Raw genomic sequence first — 18300 nt, 5'->3', positions numbered from 1 at the left:
GGCTGAACTCCAGTACGGCAAGCTGCCGGAACTGCAGAAACAGTTGGCGGAAGAGGAAGAGAAAGTGAAAAATCAGGATCTCAGTCTGGTACATGAGAGTGTCACCGAGGATGAGATTGCCCGGATTATTTCGAAGTGGACCGGTATTCCGGTTGCCAAACTGACCGAGAGCGAGCGCAGCAAGACCCTGCATATGGACGAACTGCTGCATAAACGTGTCATCGGACAGGATGAGGGCGTTACCAAGGTAACGGAGGCGATTATCCGTTCCAAAGCGGGCATCAAGGATCCGACGAAACCAATCGGTTCGTTCCTGTTCCTAGGTCCGACCGGTGTTGGCAAGACAGAGCTTGCAAAAGCGCTGGCGGAGGCATTGTTTGACGATGAGAACAACATGGTTCGTATCGATATGAGTGAATACATGGAGAAACATTCCGTTTCCCGTCTGATCGGAGCGCCGCCAGGATATGTCGGATATGACGAGGGCGGTCAGCTGACCGAGGCAGTACGGCGCAAACCGTATTCCGTTGTCCTCTTCGATGAGGTTGAGAAAGCGCACCCGGATGTATTTAACGTCCTGTTGCAGGTTCTGGATGATGGACGTATCACGGATTCGACCGGCAAAACTGTCGATTTCAAGAATACGATCCTGATTATGACCTCCAACATCGGTTCCCAGTATCTGCTGGACGGCATCGATGAAAAGGGACAGATCAAGCCGGAGGCGGAAAGCTCCGTTATGCATGACTTGAGAGCTCACTTCCGTCCGGAGTTCCTGAACCGTCTGGATGAGATTATTCTCTTTAAGCCGCTGACGAAAGGCAACATCGGAGGCATCATTGAGCTTCTGATTGCAGATGTCAACAAACGTCTGGCGGATAAGGAGTTAAAGATTGCCCTGACGGACGAGGCAAAGGATTTCATCATTGAAAATGGCTACGATCCGGTTTACGGTGCAAGACCGCTGAAACGGTACCTGCAGAAGAACGTTGAGACACTGGCAGCGAAGCTGATTCTGGCGGACGGCGTCCGTGCGGGCGATACGATAGAGATCGGGCTTTCGGATGGCAAGCTGACGGCTTCGGCTGTCCATAGCGCGTAAGCGGAAAACGTCTTACAGCGGATTTATAACTATTATATAGAAGAAACAATAGGGCGCGGAGAAGTGCGAAAGAGCTTCCTCTGCGCTCTTTTTATGTATTTCTGAGATTTTCACAGTCTTGACATTGCCCGGCAACTTTACTAAAATGATTCCATAATGACCGGACTATATCATTTGTTCCGGAAGTCAGTCAGATGAGGAGAAGATGAGATGAAAATTGCGATTGGAAATGACCATTCGGCGGTAGAACTGAAGAACATTATTGTGGATTTCCTGAAAGAAAAAGGAATCGAAGTGTTAAATCTGGGTACAGACAGCAGCGAGAGCTGTGATTATCCAGTTTATGGAGAGAAGGTAGGTCGTGCAGTTGTTTCCGGCGAAGCCGATCTGGGTATCGCAATCTGCGGTACCGGTCTTGGTATTTCACTGGCAGCTAACAAGGTAAAAGGCGTGCGCGCCTGCGTATGCAGCGAGCCGTACACAGCGGTGATGTCCCGCCGCCACAACGATGCCAATGTACTCTGCTTCGGCGCCCGCGTGGTAGGAAGTGAGCTTGCGAAGATGATCGTTGACGAGTGGATCAACGCAGAATTTGAGGGCGGACGCCATCAGAGACGCGTGGATATGATTATGGCGATTGAGGAGAAAGACTGATTCAGAGTCAGAGGTAACGGATGAAATCATAAGGCAGGCTGACAGCAGGATGCGAGATGCCTGTGAGAACAAAAAGAGGCAGCTGTAAAGAGATGGAGCAGCTGCGAAAAGAACAGGAGGAAGCAGGAGATGATCACAGAAGATATTCGCTACATCGGTGTAAACGACCATGACATTGACTTATTTGAGGGGCAGTATCAGGTGCCAAATGGTATTTCATATAACTCATACGTGATTATGGATGAAAAGATCGCGATCATGGATACGGTAGACAAGCGCAAACAGACGGAATTTCTGGAAAATCTGGAAACCGCACTGGCTGGAAGAACCCCGGATTATCTGGTAATCAGCCACATGGAGCCGGATCATGCATCAAGTATCCAGGCAGTCGTAGAACGGTACCCGGAAATCACACTGGTAGGCAATGCGAAGACATTTCCGATGCTGAAACTGTACTTTGATCTTGATACCAGCCGTGCGCTGACGGTCAAGGAGGGCGATACCCTGAAACTGGGGCGCCATGAGCTGACGTTCGTCATGGCACCGATGGTACACTGGCCGGAAGTTATGGTAAGCTATGATTCCTGCGACAAGGTGCTGTTCAGCGCCGACGGTTTCGGCAAGTTCGGTGCGCTTGATGTGGATGAGGACTGGGACTGCGAGGCGAGACGCTATTATTTCAATATTGTAGGAAAATATGGAATGCAGGTGCAGACACTTCTTAAGAAAGTAGCCGGTCTTGAGATCCAGCTCATCTGCCCGCTGCATGGACCGGTTCTGAAAGAGACGATCGGTCATGTGCTTGAAAAATACCAGATTTGGAGCAGCTACGGCGTCGAGTCTGAGGGGGTATTTATCGCATATGCGTCCCTGCATGGCAATACCGAGGATGCGGCGAAGAAATGCAAGGAAATTCTTGAGAAAAAAGGATGCCCGAAGGTGGCAATCGCGGATCTGGCGCGCGGTGATATGGCGGAGGCGCTGGAAGATGCATTCCGGTATGGAAAAATTGTATTGGCAGCACCGTCCTATGACGCGGGTGTGATGCCGGTTATGGCAGATTTTCTGCACCACTTACAGAGCAAGAATTACCAGAAACGCACCGTTGCCCTGATTGAAAACGGTTCCTGGGCGCCGAGTGCAGCGCGCACGATGAAGGGAATGCTGGATGCGATGAAGGAGATCACGGTGGTTGAACCGGTCGTTACGGTTCGCGGGGCGCTCAAGGAGAGCGATATTCCGTCGCTGGAGCAGATGGCGGAAGCGCTGCTGGCATAAGAAGCGTCTGGTGACAGAATGAGCTTGTTTGCTTTTGGCAGATGGCGAAGTAAATGAGCAGAGAAATTCAAAAAATTGCGAAATAGTGAGCGTATTTAATGAGACTTGAAAAAGGCTTTTTTAAATAAAAAATCCGGAGAGACAAAAGTGTGGTTTTATATTTATATATGAAAAATCCACTTGATGATTTTGTATGGATGACAGAAAAGAATAGGAGAAACAGACATGGTAGATGAGGTAATGAAGTTCATTACAGAGGCAGACCCGGAAGTGGGAGAAGCCATTGAAGCAGAGGCAGCCCGTCAGAGAAGAAACCTGGAGCTGATCGCTTCGGAGAATATTGTATCGGAGCCGGTTATGATGGCGATGGGATCGGTATTAACCAACAAATATGCGGAGGGATATCCGGGAAAACGTTACTACGGCGGATGCCAGTGTGTCGATGTTGTAGAGTCCATCGCGATCGAGAGAGCGAAAAAACTGTTTGGCTGTGATTATGCAAACGTACAGCCGCATTCCGGCGCGCAGGCAAACATGGCGGTATTTATCGCAATGCTGAAACCGGGTGATACTGTTATGGGCATGAACCTGGATCACGGCGGACATCTGACACACGGAAGCCCTGTCAATTTCTCCGGTTTATATTTCAACATTGTGCCGTATGGTGTCGATGACAATGGCGTGATTGATTACGAAGAGGTAGAGCGCATTGCACTGGAAGCAAAACCGAAGCTGATCATTGCAGGTGCAAGTGCCTATGCAAGAGAGATTGATTTCAAACGTTTCCGTGAAATTGCAGACAAAGTAGGCGCATACCTGATGGTCGATATGGCTCATATCGCTGGTCTGGTAGCAGCCGGTCTTCACCAGAGCCCGATTCCGTATGCAGATGTTGTTACGACAACCACTCATAAGACACTGCGCGGACCGAGAGGCGGTCTGATTCTGGCAAATAAGGAAGCAGCTGAGAAGTTCAACTTCAACAAGGCGATTTTCCCGGGAACCCAGGGCGGTCCGTTAGAGCACATCATCGCTGGCAAGGCAGTCTGCTTCGGCGAGGCGCTGAAACCAGAATTTAAAGAGTATCAGCTTCAGGTAAAGAAGAATGCAGCAGCGCTGGCAGCCGCACTTCAGAAGCAGGGATTCAAGATTCTGACCGGCGGAACCGATAACCACCTGATGTTAGTCGATCTGCGCGGCATGGATATTTCCGGTAAAGAGCTGCAGAACCGCTGCGATGAAGTATACATTACCCTGAACAAAAACACCGTTCCGAACGACCCGAGAAGCCCGTTCGTTACCTCCGGTGTCCGCATTGGTACTCCGGCTGTTACCACCCGTGGACTCAAAGAAGAAGACATGGAAGTCATCGCAGAGTGCATCTGGCTGGCAGCTACCGACTTCGAGAACAAGGCAGATTACATCCGTGCGGAAGTGACGAAGCTGTGTGAGAAGTATCCGTTATATAAATAAGTAGAGAAGAATACGGAGCGAAAAATTTGCCAGTCTATAGATTCAGAAAAATGCTGGAAAATTAATGCACAAATAACAATAAGAAAAAGGCTGTATTACCTGCCGCATGGAAGCGCGCGGTGGGTGATACAGCCTTTTTTATTTCAACCATTTTTCCTAGAAATTAAGTTTTTGTCCAATTCCTTTTTCCAACGCTTTTTCATAGATAAGCTGTGCTGTCCGCACATCAAAAAGTCCCATGCCGACGGATTTAAAGCAGCGGGTTTCATTCTGCTCATGCGGATGTCCCTGCTTGGTATCTTCGATCAGATCCTCGATAAAGTGGACGCGCTCCTGTGTCAGAACGCCCTTTTCCAGCGGAATTTTCAGATCGCCGCTCTCCTCGCAGGCATACGGAAGCTCGGTGTACGCGTTCTTGACGAGTTTCCACACCGCATCCGGCAGTTCGCGCCGTTCCGGACGCCAGGAGCCGATGGCAACAAAGCATTTACCGCGAAGCAGCTCTTCATCATCCGGGTAGACCGGATCGACCGCCTGGGTGGCGGAGATCAGGACGCGGCTGTGCTCAGCCAGTTCACGGGTATCCGCGCAGGTATGAATCTGGATGGCGTTTTTTCCAAACGATGCCAGACGCGCCGATAAGCGCTCGATAAAGCCGGAAAGATCCTTAGCGTATGCGTCATACAGATAAATATCTGTGATCGGGCGCACCTCGCAGGCATAGAGAAGTTGGTGTAGTCCCTGCATACCGCAGCCAACCAGACCAACTGAGGCAGCATCCTCTGGAGCCAGATAGCGCAGTGCGACACCGCCGACCGCACCGGTCCGCATTGCGGTCAGGGCACTTCCGTTCATAATCGCCTTCGGCAGACCGGTCTTTGCGTTATTTAAAATCATAAGTCCGTTCAGATACGGAATTCCCAGAGAGGGATTGTCCGGAAATTCAGATAACATCTTTGTACCGATGACGGAATCCAGAAAACACGGCATATAGAGCATCATATTTTTATCACGCTGTGCGATAAAACGATCCGGCATCTTGTAATTACCACTTTTGTGAATCGCATACGCATCTTCAATCGCGTCCATGACATCCTCTAAGGTGACGGACTGCCACATTTCTTGTTCGCTGAGAAATAACATATCAAAACCTCCTGAATATTTATGAATGAAATAAAACATATATACTAAAAATAGATTTATCACAAATCAAATGCGGTTTGCATAGCCGGATTGTAGCAGTTTCACGTTTCATTGTCAAGATGAAAACAGAATAAAAATTGAGTTGCATATTTGAAATGGGGCGTGTATAGTAAAGAAAATTGTAGCGGTTCAGTAGGTTTACGCATTTACTGAGCTACAGGAAATGGATAAAATTAGTACAAGCGAGAAGGGAAGAATACCTGGAAAGGAAGGGGTAATGGGAGAAGTAATTAAAGTATTAGACTGGTTGTTAGAGAATTTGGTACAGATATGCACAGTCATGCTGGAATTGTTTGGAATCATTGTGCTGGTTTCGACAGCGGTATCCTGCTTTGTTCAGTGGATACGAAACAAGCGTCAGCTGATCCGCCTGAATCTGGCACAGGGAATTGCGCTGGCGTTGGAATTCAAGATGGGCGGCGAGGTGCTCAGGACAGTTGTGGTACGGGAGTGGTCGGAACTTGGAATTTTGGGAGCCATCATTGTCCTTCGGGCAATGCTTACATTTTTGATTCATTGGGAGATCAAGAACGAAAAAAGAGAAACCAAGGAAGAGCAGGGAGAAAAGCCAGAGTAAAAAGGGGCACGAAAAAGGGAGTCTGCAGGATGAGCGGACTCCCTTTTTTTCGTGGTTAAACAAGATTAATGCGAAAATTATTTGTCGTAGAAATGAATGCGTTCCAGAATTTGCTTCTGGCTCTTGATTTCCATTTTGGAATAAATGGAAGCCAGATGCTTTTTGACAGTAGGGATGCTGACGAAGAGGGTGGAAGATATCTGATCGTTGGAATATCCACGCAGTAAAAGGCTTAAAACATTTACTTCTCGGTTCGTCAGGGAAAAATCCCGGCTGATCTGGGAAAGAGTACGATCCATCACATAGGATAAATCGAAGAACAGACATACAAAGCAGTCGTTGTCTGGTCCCTCCTTAAGATGAGAGCGGCTTACCTCCAGAAACAAAGGGCTGTTTTCCATCTTGTATTCGATATTTTGTCCCGTAATGCTTCCGGAACGGAGCAGCTGACGGCAAAGAGAGCGAAAACAGTTGGAAATGGGGTTGTTGGATAAATCTGCAAATCCATGATTCTCCATGTATGTATGGTAGGTTGTGTTGCACCCGATAAAATTCAGTTTATCGTCAAAACAGCCGATTCCGATGCAGTTGTAATTTTCCAGTACATGAAATGCCCGTCCGATGTTGAGCTCCCGCCCGTAATTTTTAAATACGTTGCAGAAATGCGGCTGGAATAACCGGACAAGGCTTAATTCATCTGGCAGGAAATTTTTTTTATCGTTGGATCGGTGGATGGAAAACACTCCCCGCAGATCCCGGTTCCGAATCGAAAAATTCGTTTCAATGGAATCATGCAGTCCCATGGGAAGTAGAAATTCCTGAAAATAAAGAGAATTTTTTCGAACCTCCTGATTGAACAGCTGGTTGGTCAGGAAGGTTACATTGCTGTCGGAGTCCAGAATCGACAGAACATCGTCCATATGGCAGTATTCTTCCTGATATCGCCGTTTCTGTTCATCATTCCAGTTGATGGTGTAGATGGAATGGGTTTTGTAATTCTGTCCCTGCTTTTGGTAAAACAAAAAATTTGCTTTTTCAAAAAAAACAATATTGTTCAGGTTCAGGAAAAAACTCTCCATCCGTTTTTCAAGAAGAATTGAATCGTCGTAAAGTTCAGCAATGATCTGATTGACGTTTTCAATTCGTGATGTTGTAAAAAGATTTTCAGCACTCATGAAGATGCCTCCTTTCCCGTGAGTATTCAATTAGTGAAAACAAAATGGAATCAATACTAGACTATAGTCCAACTATTGTTTTAAACTATTTTTAATAGACTGATAATATATAAAGCATAATAAAATGTTGTTATGATTATTGCAAGTGGAAAAACTTTGAAAATAGAAAAAGTATCCAAAAGTATACTATGATAGAACCGAAAGTATCTACCGTTAACTGACGTTATGCATCATAATAACCAAAACACAAAAAACTTTGTATTAAAAATGATGTTTTTTGAAAGTTTTCATCATGATATGATTTTAACAACGAGATTTCAGAAAACTGAAAGAGAACGGACGAAATTTTTAATACGGAGGAGCCTATGGAAAAAAAGAATGAATTTTGTTTGCAGGAGATTAAGGGGAGAAAGGCAGTAACCTGTATCGAGACACATACAGAGGGAGAGCCAACCCGAACCATTTTATCGGGATTTCCGGAAATTCCGGGGAATACGATGGAAGAAAAGATGCTCTATATGATGCAGGAACAGGACTGGATGAGAAAAGCAATTTGTTTTGAACCGCGTGGAAATGACGTAATGTCCGGAACGATTGTTACCAAGCCGTGCAATCCGGAGGCAGATTTTGGTGTTTTATATTACGAGGTTGGAAACTGGATGCCGATGTGCGGACATGATACGATCGGAGTTTCAACGGCACTGATTGAAAGCGGACTCTTAAAAGCGGAGGAACCGTATACATATGCGACCTTAGATACACCATCTGGACTGGTAAAAGTGAAAATTGAGGTGAAAGATGGCAAGGCGGTGCGGGTATCCTTTAAAAATGCCCCGGCATTTGTGATGAATCGGGATGTAAAGGTACAGGTTCCTGGATATGGTGAGATTCCGTTAGACATCGCATACGGTGGAAATGTATTTGCGTTAGTACCGGCATCGGCAATGGGCTTAAAGCTGGATAAAGAAAATGCAAAAGAGATTGTCGAAAAAGGAAATTATCTTAAAAAGTTTATCAATGAGCAGGTAACAGTCAAGCATCCGTATCTGGAAATCATGAACCAGGTAACGCATGTGGAATTTTTCGAACCGGGTACAGAAGGGGTTTCGGATGTAAAAAATGCAGTTGTCATTCCCCCGGCAGCGATTGACCGAAGCCCTTGCGGAACCGGTACATCAGCGAAGATGGCACTTCTTCATGCGGAAGGAAAGCTGGCAGTCGGACAGTCGTTTGTGCATGAGAGCCTGATTGGAAGTTTATTCCACTGCCATATCGTTGAAGAGACAGAGGTGGCAGGAATTCCGGCAGTAGTACCGGAGATCAGCGGACGGGCGTTTGTGATGGGAGAGAGTACATGGTTATTCGATCCGGACGATCCATTCCCGGAAGGTTTCTTATTAGGCTAAATCGATAGACACAAAATAAAAGTTTAAAGGTACAGGGAGGTACTTCTGAGGGAAAGAAGTACCTCGGGAGTTCACATAAAAACAGTATAAAGGAGGATACTTTATGAAAAAGAGATGGCTTTGCGGTACGATGGCATTGGTAATCGGAGCGATGGCAATGGCGGGGTGTTCAGGCGGAAATTCTTCTTCATCCGCATCTGCAGCCGGAACCGAAGCAGCAGATAGTGGTTCCAGCGTAGATACTTCCGGAGCGGAGATGACGATCCGTGTAGCACATGTATGTGGAACCGGTTCTCCGTATGATTACGGTGCGAATGCTTTTAAAAAGCTGGTCGAGGAGGGCAGCAACGGACGGATTAAAGTAGAGGTTTATGCAGGCGATATGACAACCGACGAGGTTGAGTGTGTTGAGATGGTTCAGAATAATAACCTGGAAATCGGCTGGGTAGGAACTGGTGCACTGGGCGGATTTGTACCAGATTTAGGCATTTTTGAGCTTCCATTCCTGTTTGAGGATGAGGATAATGTCAATAAAGCGCTGGAGGGAGAATTTGGCAATTCCCTTCTGGAGCAGTTAAGCGCGGTTGATGGAATTACAGGACTTGGTTTCCATGAGGATGGCTGGAGAAATATCCTGACTAAAGATAAGACAATTAATACCGTAGATGATATGAAGGGCGTTCGTATGAGAACCATGCAGAATGAAGTTTGCGTGGCAACCTACGAAGCACTTGGTGCTACACCGGTTGCATTGGCATCTGGCGAGCAGTTCACAGGACTTCAGAATGGCGTTGTAGATGGAACAGACAATAGTGCATTATATGCAGTAGCAGATGGTTATATTGAGGTTGTTAATAATATCTGCGATATTCATCATTACTATTCCAGCGGTATCATTGTTGCTTCTTCAAAATGGTATGAGGGTTTAAGCGAAGAAGACCAGAAACTCGTGAAAGAGTCAGCTATAAAAGCAGGCGAAGAGCAGAGAGCTTGGTTCCTGGAAAATGACGAGGCAAAGATTGCTGAGTATGAAGAAAAAGGTTATACCGTAACACGTCCGACTGATATTGATGCATGGAAAGAAAAAGTTGCTCCGGTATATGATAAAATGTACGCGGCACATCCGACCTGGGAAGGTCTGGTTGAGATGGTTCGCGCAGCGAAATAAAGTACAATAATTTTTGAACTATCATGTACTCCCGGAGCCTGTTTTCGGGAGTACATTTACAAAGAGGGGAGAAAAATGGCAGGATTGATTGAAAAACTTCACAAGATTGGCGACATGATCAATACGGTTGCTAGAGTTGCATTAGGGGTTACGTCAATTGCTTTATGTATCGCGGTAATCGGCCAGTTTATTTTGCGATGGTTTGGAGCTACGATGCCATGGGCAACGGAGTTCTCCTGTTATATCTTCGTTTGGACCACGATGCTTGGCAGTGCCGTAGCAAGCCGTCATCTGCTTCATATCGGTGTTGACATGGTAATTAACTTGTGCCATGGAAAAACACGTCAGTTTATGCTGGTTCTGGCGGATGTGATTTTATTATTTGCACTTGTTTTATTTACAATTTCAGGTTGGAACTATACAGTTGCGCAGATTCCACATCTGGGAACGACGATCAAGGTTTCGCTGGCGTTCTTTTATGCAGCCCTTCCGGTCAGCGGTCTCATTATGATTTATTATACATTTGTGCAGCTTATTGAAAATATATGTTACGGGGAAGCGAAAAAGATTCCTCTTCCGGGGGATGAAGAGTAGGAGGTCAATATGTTCAGCAGTATAATTTTATTTGGAAGCTTTTTCTTGTTTCTTGCATTAGGCGTTCCGATTGCTTTTGTATTGATCGTAGCGACGGTCTCCTATGCGCTTTTAAGTACCGGTGATGCCAACCTGGCGTTGGTTCCGCAGCGAATTATCTATGGTATTAATAGTTTTACCATGCTTTGTCTTCCATTCTTCGCTCTGGCAGGAAATATTATGAATCACGGCGGTATTACCATGCGTCTGGTTCGTTTCGCACAGGCATTCGTTGGACATATCAAGGGTGGTCTGGCGATGGTAGACATCCTGGTATGTATGATGTTTGGTACAGTTTCAGGCTCGGCGGTAGCTGGTACGGCGGCAGTTGGATGCCTGATGATTCCGGCAATGAAGGATGAAAAGTATGATCCGGCGTTTACAGCAGGTCTGACCGCGTGTGCATCCTGCTGCTGCCCGATTATCCCACCGAGTCTGGCATTCGTTATTTACGGTGCGGCAGCGAAGGTATCCGTTGGCGATATGTTTATCGCCGGAGTAGTACCGGGTATCCTGATGGGTATTATCATGATGCTGGTTGTCTATGTATTTGCAGTGAAACGTGATTTTTCAGCAGGTCCTAAGACAAGCTGGAAGGAAAAATGGGAAGCAACCAGACAGGCACTTCCATGTATCGGACTTCCGATCATCGTTGTTGGCGGTATCATGGGTGGTTTCTTTACTCCGACCGAGGCAGCGGCGGCAGCGGTTCTTTATTCCCTGATTCTGTCGGCATTTGTATACCGGACCGTTGGCTGGAAAGAGCTCTGGAAATCGATTATCGACAGCGCGATCGACAGTGGTACGGTTATGCTGATTGTCGGCGGCTGCTATCTGTTTGGATGGGTTATCTCCAATGAGAGATGGGCAGTTTCTGTAACGAATATGCTGGTTGGTCTTCATACTTCTTTAGCAGTGAAACTGTTACTGGTCAATCTGGTTCTTCTGGTTGTTGGTATGTTTATGGATAGTGCTCCGGCAATCATGCTGGTAGCGCCGATTCTGGCACCGGCGATGGCAAGCCTGGGCGTTGATCCGATTCAGACTGGTATGATTGTCTGCCTGAACCTGACCATCGGTCTGGCAACTCCGCCGGTAGGTGTCTGCTTATACACGGCAACCAATATTGCAAGATGTAAATTTGGAGATACGGTTCGAAATGCAGTACCATTCCTGGTAGCGATGCTGGCAGCATTAGCGATTATTACGAATGTTCCGGTAGTATCCAGAATTCCATTTATTTTAATGGGACGATAGAAACGAGAGGGGACGTTGAAGTTGGACGTTCCCTTTTCCTTTACAAAAACACGAATCAAAAATGATGAATAAAAAACATGGAATGATTGATACAAAAAGGAGGACAAACCATGGAAAAACTACCCTGCAGTATCTTCAATGATGTACTCGGTCCGGTGATGCGCGGACCTTCCAGTTCCCATGGGGCGGGGGCGGCGCGGATCGCCTCCATGATCCGGCAGTCTCTGGATGCACCGGTCAAAAAAGCGATTGTTGATTTTGATGTCAATGGTGCGTTGGCGGCATCGCACACGGGACACGGAACGGATATGGGATTTGCCAGCGGACTTTTGAATATGGAGCTGGATGCGCCGGATGTCGCACAGTATGAGGCGATTGCGAAAGAACGGGGATTGGAGATCGAATACCGGATTCTTGATTATGGAGCAGAACATCCGGGCAATTACCGGGCGGAGGTCTGGGATCAGGACGGAAATGTCGTACACTGGGAGGCGATCGCAGTCGGCGGCGGTATGGTCGAGATGCAGAAATATGAAGAATTTTCGGTGCAGATAGCCGGAGATTTCTATGAGCTTCTGGTAATTGCGGATGTGGCACCGGGAATTGAGGAAAAGATAGAAGCGCTTTTGCCGGATGCTGAATTTTTCCAGAGCGATCAGAAGGATGGTCAGATCTTATATAATTGGAAATTAGCTGTTCCGCTGGCAAAAGAGGTGATCCAGGCCATCCGTGATGTGGCGGGTGTCAGTCAGGCGTGCTATCTTGAACCGGTGCTTCCGACGCATTCCAGCAGTACCTGTCAGGTTCCATTTTCAACGGCAGCCGCTCTGGTTGATTATGCGAAAGAGCATCCGATGGAGTCCTGGGAGTATGCATTGGAATATGAAGCTTGTCGGGGCGGTCAGTCGAGAGAAGCCGTATACCGTCAGATGGAACAGATCTTGTCGGTCATGGAACAGGCGGTTGAGACGGGATTAGCCGGGACAAAATATCGAGATCGTATTCTGGGCGAGCAGGTCAGCAAGGTGGCAGCAGCCGAGCAGGCAGGACGCTTGATTCCGGATCCGATTGTCAATGAGATCATCCGCTGTATCACGGCGGTGATGGAAAGCAAGAGCTCCATGGGCGTGATCGTAGCAGCACCGACCTGTGGCTCCTGCGGATGCCTGCCGGGAACGGTCATCGGACTGGCGCGGGCGCTGTCACTTCCGAGAGAAAAGGTAGTACAGGGACTTCTGGTTGCAGGTCTGGTCGGTGTCTTTTTCGCAGAGGAAGCGACGTTTTCGGCGGAAGTAGCAGGATGCCAGGTAGAGTGCGGTGCCGGTTCCGGTATGGCAGCGGCGGCACTCACGGCGATGATGGGCGGAAGCATCGAAAATTGTATGGATGCAGCGTCCGTAGGGCTTCAGAATATCACAGGGCTTGCCTGCGATCCGGTCGGAAACCGTGTTGAATGGCCATGTCTCGGCAAAAATATCATGGGCGGAAGCAATGCGCTCGCCAGCGCCAATATGATACTGGCAGGTTATGACAAGGTGATCCCGCTGGATGAGACGATCGGCGCAATCTATGAGATCGGTCTGTCACTGCCGCTGGAATTGCGTTGTACCTTTGGCGGTCTGGGTAAGACAAAGACTGCCCGGGAGATTCTGAAGCGGTCCGACGCGCATTTTCCGGGGGAAGAGGAGCGGTAGGTGTAATTCGAAACATCGTGAAAGGACAGTTACAGTTTGTGTAAGGTGCGTACTGTAACATGGCATATCTTTTTAAGATCTGAAATAAAAATTGATTAAATAACTCTATAGAGATATAATATTAATAAAAATATCTCTATAGAGTTATTTTTATTAAAACGAATCTATTTTTTATATACCCCATGTTTCTACGTGCTCCCATAATAGATAAGGAGGTTGCCTCAGAATGAGAAAAATTTTATATCACGGTTCCGTGGAAATTATTTCTACTCCTATGTATGGTCAGGGAAAGGTCTATAATGACTACGGACAGGGCTTTTATTGTACGGAGAGTCTGGAGCTGGCGAAGGAGTGGTCGTGCGCCGAGCGGGAGGACGGCTATGTGAATCAGTATGAAATGGATGAAACCGGTCTTTTGATTTTAAATTTGATGGAGAAGCACTACAGCGTTCTTCATTGGCTGGCGATTTTGATGAAATACCGGAAAATCCGCCTTTCTTCGGCGGTCATGAAACGGGGAAGAGAGTGGCTGCTGGAACATTTCCTCCCGGATGTGGACGGATATGATGTGGTGATTGGGTACCGGGCGGATGATTCGTATTTTTCATTTGCAAGGGCGTTTGTAAATAATGAAATATCGTTAGAGCAGCTTTCGTATGCGATGCGGCTGGGAAAATTGGGAGAGCAGTATGTATTAAAGAGTCAGAAGGCATTTCAGGCGATACACTTTCTTTCTTATGAAGGAGTAGATTCAGTGGAATATTATGTAAAACGAAGAGCCAGGGATGAGCAAGCTAGAAATGCATACCGGAAAAAGGTGGAAGAGGATGATATCGACGGTATTTATATGCGGGATTTGATTCGAGGGGAGGTGTCGGCTGAGGATGAGCGCTTATGGGATTGAATATCTGGATGATGCGATGAGAAATCTGGGGGAAATGACAGATTATGCGGTCAATGCCTGTGGGATGGATCTGGAAGATTTTTGGAAATTGTTTCTTACAACCGGGTATGCAGAAAAATTTGGGGAAGGTGTACCAAGAGTAGTGAGCGGATTTTCTGGAACGGAGCTTGCGGAGGAAGTGCTTCGAAAAGCGGGGAAAAAGGACGAACTGCCGGAACCGCAGGTAGAATTTACCTGTTCCAGAGAGTATTGGAGTGGCTGGATACTGGCGTATTATCAGTGGTACAGTGAGAAGAAATTTAAGGAAATTGAAGCAGGGCTTCCGGTCCGGGAGGTTGTGGAAATGTATCCGGCACTTCATGAAGCTCCGGAGGATAAATTTGTTGAGGCGGCAGACAGGATCATTCGAAGAAAAGAGCAGGGAAAAAACGCGTTGCGGCGGATCCGGAAGATGGCGGGATATACCCAAAAGGATCTTTCAGAGCAATCGGGGGTTACGCTGCGGAGTATTCAGCAGTATGAACAGGGAAAAAAGAAGATTCAAAAAGCATCCGCAGAAACCGTGCGTGCGCTTGCACGGTCACTGGGATGCCAGATGGAAGATTTGCTGTAATTGCGAAGGGATTGGACAGTTTCAATTTGCTATAGCGCCGTCGCCTTCGGCAGACTGAAAATAAATTCCGTCCCCACGCCCTCGGTGCTGACAACGTCGATATTTTCCCCATGTGCCTGAATAATCTCTTTGACAATCGCAAGCCCCAGCCCGGTGCCCTTTTTATCTTTTCCGCGCGATAAGTCGGTCTTGTAGAAACGTTCAAAGATTTTCTTCTGGCTGTCCTTCGGGATGCCGATGCCGGTGTCTTTGACGGAAATGAAGATTTTTTCATACCGGATGGAGGTCTGGATGTAAATGATCGAATCCTCGTGGCTGAATTTGATCGCGTTGTCGATCAGGTTGTAGAGAACCTGCTGGATTTTTCCGAGATCGGCGTAGACCATCTGGATGCTATCCGCAAAGGTCAGGTCAAACGTGATGCCTTTCGCGCTGCACGTGCCCTCGAAGGTTGCGGCGGTATCCTTGATCGTCCGGTTGATATCGAAATTTGTCCGGGTTAAGTAGCCTTTGCTGTCCAGGGAGTTGAGTGTCAGCATGCCTTGGGTCAGCTTGTTGAGGCGTTCGGTTTCGGAAATAACGATGTGCAGGTATTTATGATAGAGTTCCTGCGGGATTGTGCCGTCGAGAATCGCCTCGAGATAGCCCTTGATGGAGGTCAGCGGCGAGCGGAAATCGTGCGATACGTTCGCAATGAAATTGTGCTGGTACTGTTCCATTTCATTTAACTCGCTGGACATATAGTTTAATGTGCTGGCGAGATAGCCGATCTCGTCGTGGGTGGTAATCGGGATATTGTGTGCCAGGTTTCCGGCTGCATATTCATTGGCTGCGACCGTAATCTTTTTGAGCGGGAAATAGACCACTTTTGTAAAAACAAGAAGCACCACCAGGGATAGGAAGAACAGGATGATCGATGTTATGTAAATAATATTCAGAAATCCGTTCTGTTCCGCCTCAATGTTCTGGATTGGCATATGAATCACGATGTAGCCGTAGGTCTTCATATTGCCTGTGATCGGGGCGGAAACGGAGAGTACCTTGCTGTCAAACAGGTTGTAATACTGTCCGATGGAATAGAGCCGGTTGCCCTGTGCGGTCGGGTCGAAATCGTTGATTGCGATGCCGGTACGACTGTCGCTGCTGTCCGCAACGATGGTGCCTTCATGGTTCAGGATCCAGATATCCGACTGCAGATAAGCGGAAACCGCCTCGATCTGTGGGTATGCCGAGTCGAGATTGATGGTTTTGCCCTCGTAGGCTTTGCTGCACCGATCGGCAATCATTGTCGCCTCGTCATACAGAACCTCCGATTCGCGTTCCACCAGATGGTGGTAGGTCATCTCAGATGAGATGGTCGCGATCGTGATGAATCCAAGCAGACCGAAGATGAGATAGCCGATCAGCAGTTTATAATAAAGAGAATGTGTGTAGTGGTTTGATTTCATGGTAAACCTCCGGTTACCTCTTCACGTAACAGTTCAGTTCCTTTACTAACAGTTACCGTTTTACCTCAAATTTATATCCAATCCCCCAGACGGTCGTCAGCGCCCACTTGTCGTTGCCCTTGATTTTTTCACGGAGGCGCTTGATATGGACATCTACCGTCCGCGTGTCGCCGATGTATTCATATCCCCAGATATGGTCGAGAAGCTGCTCCCTTGTGAATACCTGGTTTGGTGAGGACGCGAGGAAATAGAGCAGTTCCAGTTCCTTCGGCGGCAGCTCGATCGAGTGTCCGTTGTAAATGACGGAGTAGTTCGTCAGGTTGACGATGAGATCCGGATATTCGACAAAATTGCCATGCTGTTCGGTCACGGACGATGCAGGCGTCTGCACTGGCGGCTGGTAGCGCCGCAGAACGGCTTTGACTCTGGCAACCAGCTCTTTCGAATCGAACGGTTTGATCATGTAGTCGTCAGCGCCCAGCTCCAGCCCCAGCACCTTATCAAAGATTTCGCCCTTGGCGGAGAGCATGATGATTGGCACCTGGGAGGTGCTTCGCAGTTCCCGGCAGACCTGATAGCCGTCGATGCCCGGAAGCATCAGATCAAGGAGAATCAGGTTGGGCTGAAATTCGGGAAATACCCGGAGAGCTTCTTCCCCGTCTCCGACAATTTTCGTTTCAAAACATTCTTTCGTCAGGTAAAGTGAGATTAGTTCAGCAATGTTGTAGTCGTCATCTACGATGAGAATGCGCTGCTTTTCAGCCATGTTGATTCCTCCTGTTTTTTTGGATATTTGTAACTTTTCAGTACCTTCACAGTTACGCGCAAAAATCCATTAAAAATTGCCTACGGCAATGGGATTTTTGCCTGCTGGCCCATGTTTTCGTACGGTCAGCGCAGTAAATGCACAGACCTACTGAACAGTTATGGATATTTCTTATTTAAATGTCACGATTGTAACGCCTGTATCGCCTTCGCCAAACTCGCCAAGCCGGTATTCCTTGACATAGCTTAATTTCTTCAAGTGGCGGTGTACGCCCGCTTTCAAAGCGCCGGTTCCACGACCATGTACGACGCGGACCTGCGGAAGATGCGCCAGGTAGGCATCATCCAGGTATTTGTCGAGTACCGGGATCGCCTCATCGACGGTCATGCCAATCAGGTTGACCTCCGGCGATACGCTGAAGGACTTGGACATCTTGATCTTGCTGCTTCCGCTTCCGGAGCCGCGGGAACCGCCCGTATGCGTGCCGGAAAGTCCCGGTCCGGTGATGGATGCTTCCTCGACCATTTCCAGATCGCGGATATTGACGAGGGAGCGCAGAATTCCCATCTGTACATACAGATCGCCCTTGGCGTTCGGCAGGGAGCTGACGGTTCCCTTTAAATTCATCGAGAGAACGCGCACGGTATCGCCGAGACGCAGCTTTTTCGCGGAAACGGCTTTTTTCGGTGCGGCGGTTTTCTTAACTGCCAGTTTCTTGTCTACATCCTGGATCTTGCCGCGCAACTTGGTCCGCTCAGCTTCCAGTTCTTTATTGACGCCGGAAGACTTGGCAAGCTTGTTGATGTTGCGGATCGTCTGATCGGCGGTGTCCTTCGCATCCTGAAGGATCTTCTGAGCTTCCTCGCGGGCTTTGGAAAGCATTTTTTCCTTCTGCTCGGAGAAACGTTCTTCCTTCTGCTGGAGGCGGTTCTTCAGCGTTTCAATTTCC

Annotated in this window: 17 protein-coding genes; 12 read left to right on the top strand and 5 right to left on the bottom strand. The window is 47.7% G+C overall.

Annotation, left to right across the window (positions count from 1 at the left end):
* The 4 genes from QVO97_RS02415 to glyA all read left to right on the top strand — a co-directional run.
* Window positions 1-1102 (top strand): AAA family ATPase (locus QVO97_RS02415; protein ID WP_288188706.1); only part of this gene is annotated, 1102 nt, incomplete at its 5' end.
* Between the two features lie 210 nt (window positions 1103-1312).
* Window positions 1313-1756 (top strand): ribose 5-phosphate isomerase B, encoded by a 444-nt coding sequence (gene rpiB / locus QVO97_RS02410; protein ID WP_022358818.1) that lies wholly within the window; start codon window positions 1313-1315, stop codon window positions 1754-1756.
* 129 nt (window positions 1757-1885) lie between these two features.
* Window positions 1886-3034 carry an FprA family A-type flavoprotein gene (locus tag QVO97_RS02405; RefSeq protein ID WP_022358817.1) on the top strand — a complete coding sequence of 383 codons (1149 nt, stop codon included), beginning with the start codon at window positions 1886-1888 and terminating at the stop codon, window positions 3032-3034.
* A gap of 225 nt (window positions 3035-3259) precedes the next feature.
* A complete protein-coding gene (glyA, locus tag QVO97_RS02400; protein WP_022358816.1) occupies window positions 3260-4507 on the top strand; it encodes a serine hydroxymethyltransferase in 1248 nt (415 codons plus the stop codon).
* A gap of 156 nt (window positions 4508-4663) precedes the next feature.
* Here the strand turns inward: glyA and QVO97_RS02395 are convergent, their stop codons facing one another.
* Entirely contained in the window at window positions 4664-5650 is a 987-nt protein-coding gene (locus tag QVO97_RS02395) for an ornithine cyclodeaminase family protein (RefSeq protein WP_022358815.1), read from the bottom strand.
* A 277-nt stretch (window positions 5651-5927) separates the two neighbouring features.
* Here QVO97_RS02395 and QVO97_RS02390 point away from each other — a divergent pair, with 277 nt between their 5' ends.
* Window positions 5928-6287, top strand: a complete 360-nt coding sequence (locus QVO97_RS02390; RefSeq protein WP_022358814.1) for a DUF1622 domain-containing protein — start codon at window positions 5928-5930, stop codon at window positions 6285-6287.
* A gap of 77 nt (window positions 6288-6364) precedes the next feature.
* Here QVO97_RS02390 and QVO97_RS02385 read toward each other — a convergent pair whose 3' ends face one another.
* A complete protein-coding gene (locus tag QVO97_RS02385; RefSeq protein WP_022358813.1) occupies window positions 6365-7462 on the bottom strand; it encodes a helix-turn-helix transcriptional regulator in 1098 nt (365 codons plus the stop codon).
* Window positions 7463-7827: 365 nt separating this feature from the next.
* Between QVO97_RS02385 and QVO97_RS02380 the strand changes: the two genes are divergently transcribed.
* The 7 genes from QVO97_RS02380 (at window position 7828) to QVO97_RS02350 (ending at window position 15137) form a co-directional block, all read left to right on the top strand.
* The gene (locus QVO97_RS02380) at window positions 7828-8868 is read left to right on the top strand and encodes a proline racemase family protein (protein WP_022358812.1); all 1041 of its coding nucleotides are present in this window, start codon (window positions 7828-7830) and stop codon (window positions 8866-8868) included.
* Window positions 8869-8971: 103 nt separating this feature from the next.
* Window positions 8972-10036 (top strand): TRAP transporter substrate-binding protein, encoded by a 1065-nt coding sequence (locus QVO97_RS02375; protein WP_022358811.1) that lies wholly within the window; start codon window positions 8972-8974, stop codon window positions 10034-10036.
* Window positions 10037-10111: 75 nt separating this feature from the next.
* Window positions 10112-10630 (top strand): TRAP transporter small permease, encoded by a 519-nt coding sequence (locus QVO97_RS02370; RefSeq protein WP_022358810.1) that lies wholly within the window; start codon window positions 10112-10114, stop codon window positions 10628-10630.
* A gap of 9 nt (window positions 10631-10639) precedes the next feature.
* A complete protein-coding gene (locus QVO97_RS02365; protein ID WP_022358809.1) occupies window positions 10640-11926 on the top strand; it encodes a TRAP transporter large permease in 1287 nt (428 codons plus the stop codon).
* A gap of 110 nt (window positions 11927-12036) precedes the next feature.
* Window positions 12037-13620, top strand: coding sequence for an L-serine ammonia-lyase, iron-sulfur-dependent, subunit alpha (locus QVO97_RS02360; protein ID WP_022358808.1), 1584 nt, complete (start codon window positions 12037-12039; stop codon window positions 13618-13620).
* Window positions 13621-13846: 226 nt separating this feature from the next.
* Complete coding sequence (locus QVO97_RS02355) at window positions 13847-14524, top strand: DUF3990 domain-containing protein (RefSeq protein ID WP_022358807.1); 678 nt, start codon at window positions 13847-13849, stop codon at window positions 14522-14524.
* Entirely contained in the window at window positions 14505-15137 is a 633-nt protein-coding gene (locus QVO97_RS02350; RefSeq protein WP_022358806.1) for a helix-turn-helix domain-containing protein, read from the top strand. The genes QVO97_RS02355 and QVO97_RS02350 overlap by 20 nt, the downstream gene beginning before the upstream one ends.
* Before the next feature lie 29 nt (window positions 15138-15166).
* Here QVO97_RS02350 and QVO97_RS02345 read toward each other — a convergent pair whose 3' ends face one another.
* The 3 genes from QVO97_RS02345 to QVO97_RS02335 form a co-directional block, all read right to left on the bottom strand.
* Entirely contained in the window at window positions 15167-16585 is a 1419-nt protein-coding gene (locus QVO97_RS02345; protein ID WP_022358805.1) for a sensor histidine kinase, read from the bottom strand.
* A 52-nt stretch (window positions 16586-16637) separates the two neighbouring features.
* The gene (locus tag QVO97_RS02340; protein ID WP_022358804.1) at window positions 16638-17351 is read right to left on the bottom strand and encodes a response regulator transcription factor; all 714 of its coding nucleotides are present in this window, start codon (window positions 17349-17351) and stop codon (window positions 16638-16640) included.
* A 171-nt stretch (window positions 17352-17522) separates the two neighbouring features.
* On the bottom strand, window positions 17523-18300 hold a 778-nt coding region (locus QVO97_RS02335; protein ID WP_288188701.1), incomplete at its 5' end, for a Smr/MutS family protein.

Origin of the sequence: Clostridium sp. CAG:43, assembly GCF_000434655.1 — a bacterium.
Classification (GTDB): Bacteria; Bacillota; Clostridia; order Lachnospirales; family Lachnospiraceae; genus Otoolea; species Otoolea fessa.
Note: the sequence above shows the minus strand (reverse complement) of the source record. Positions and strands in the feature narration are given on the sequence as shown.

What these genes read in the sequence shown, in the direction of transcription:
- rpiB (WP_022358818.1), top strand. Translation starts at nt 1,313, where the DNA reads ATGAAAATTGCGATTGGAAATGACCATTCGGCGGTAGAACTGAAGAAC.
- QVO97_RS02380 (WP_022358812.1), top strand. Translation starts at nt 7,828, where the DNA reads ATGGAAAAAAAGAATGAATTTTGTTTGCAGGAGATTAAGGGGAGAAAG.
- QVO97_RS02360 (WP_022358808.1), top strand. Translation starts at nt 12,037, where the DNA reads ATGGAAAAACTACCCTGCAGTATCTTCAATGATGTACTCGGTCCGGTG.
- QVO97_RS02345 (WP_022358805.1), bottom strand. Translation starts at nt 16,585, where the DNA reads ATGAAATCAAACCACTACACACATTCTCTTTATTATAAACTGCTGATC.
- QVO97_RS02350 (WP_022358806.1), top strand. Translation starts at nt 14,505, where the DNA reads ATGAGCGCTTATGGGATTGAATATCTGGATGATGCGATGAGAAATCTG.
- QVO97_RS02375 (WP_022358811.1), top strand. Translation starts at nt 8,972, where the DNA reads ATGAAAAAGAGATGGCTTTGCGGTACGATGGCATTGGTAATCGGAGCG.
- QVO97_RS02385 (WP_022358813.1), bottom strand. Translation starts at nt 7,462, where the DNA reads ATGAGTGCTGAAAATCTTTTTACAACATCACGAATTGAAAACGTCAAT.
- QVO97_RS02370 (WP_022358810.1), top strand. Translation starts at nt 10,112, where the DNA reads ATGGCAGGATTGATTGAAAAACTTCACAAGATTGGCGACATGATCAAT.
- QVO97_RS02405 (WP_022358817.1), top strand. Translation starts at nt 1,886, where the DNA reads ATGATCACAGAAGATATTCGCTACATCGGTGTAAACGACCATGACATT.
- QVO97_RS02365 (WP_022358809.1), top strand. Translation starts at nt 10,640, where the DNA reads ATGTTCAGCAGTATAATTTTATTTGGAAGCTTTTTCTTGTTTCTTGCA.
- QVO97_RS02340 (WP_022358804.1), bottom strand. Translation starts at nt 17,351, where the DNA reads ATGGCTGAAAAGCAGCGCATTCTCATCGTAGATGACGACTACAACATT.
- QVO97_RS02395 (WP_022358815.1), bottom strand. Translation starts at nt 5,650, where the DNA reads ATGTTATTTCTCAGCGAACAAGAAATGTGGCAGTCCGTCACCTTAGAG.
- QVO97_RS02355 (WP_022358807.1), top strand. Translation starts at nt 13,847, where the DNA reads ATGAGAAAAATTTTATATCACGGTTCCGTGGAAATTATTTCTACTCCT.
- QVO97_RS02390 (WP_022358814.1), top strand. Translation starts at nt 5,928, where the DNA reads ATGGGAGAAGTAATTAAAGTATTAGACTGGTTGTTAGAGAATTTGGTA.
- glyA (WP_022358816.1), top strand. Translation starts at nt 3,260, where the DNA reads ATGGTAGATGAGGTAATGAAGTTCATTACAGAGGCAGACCCGGAAGTG.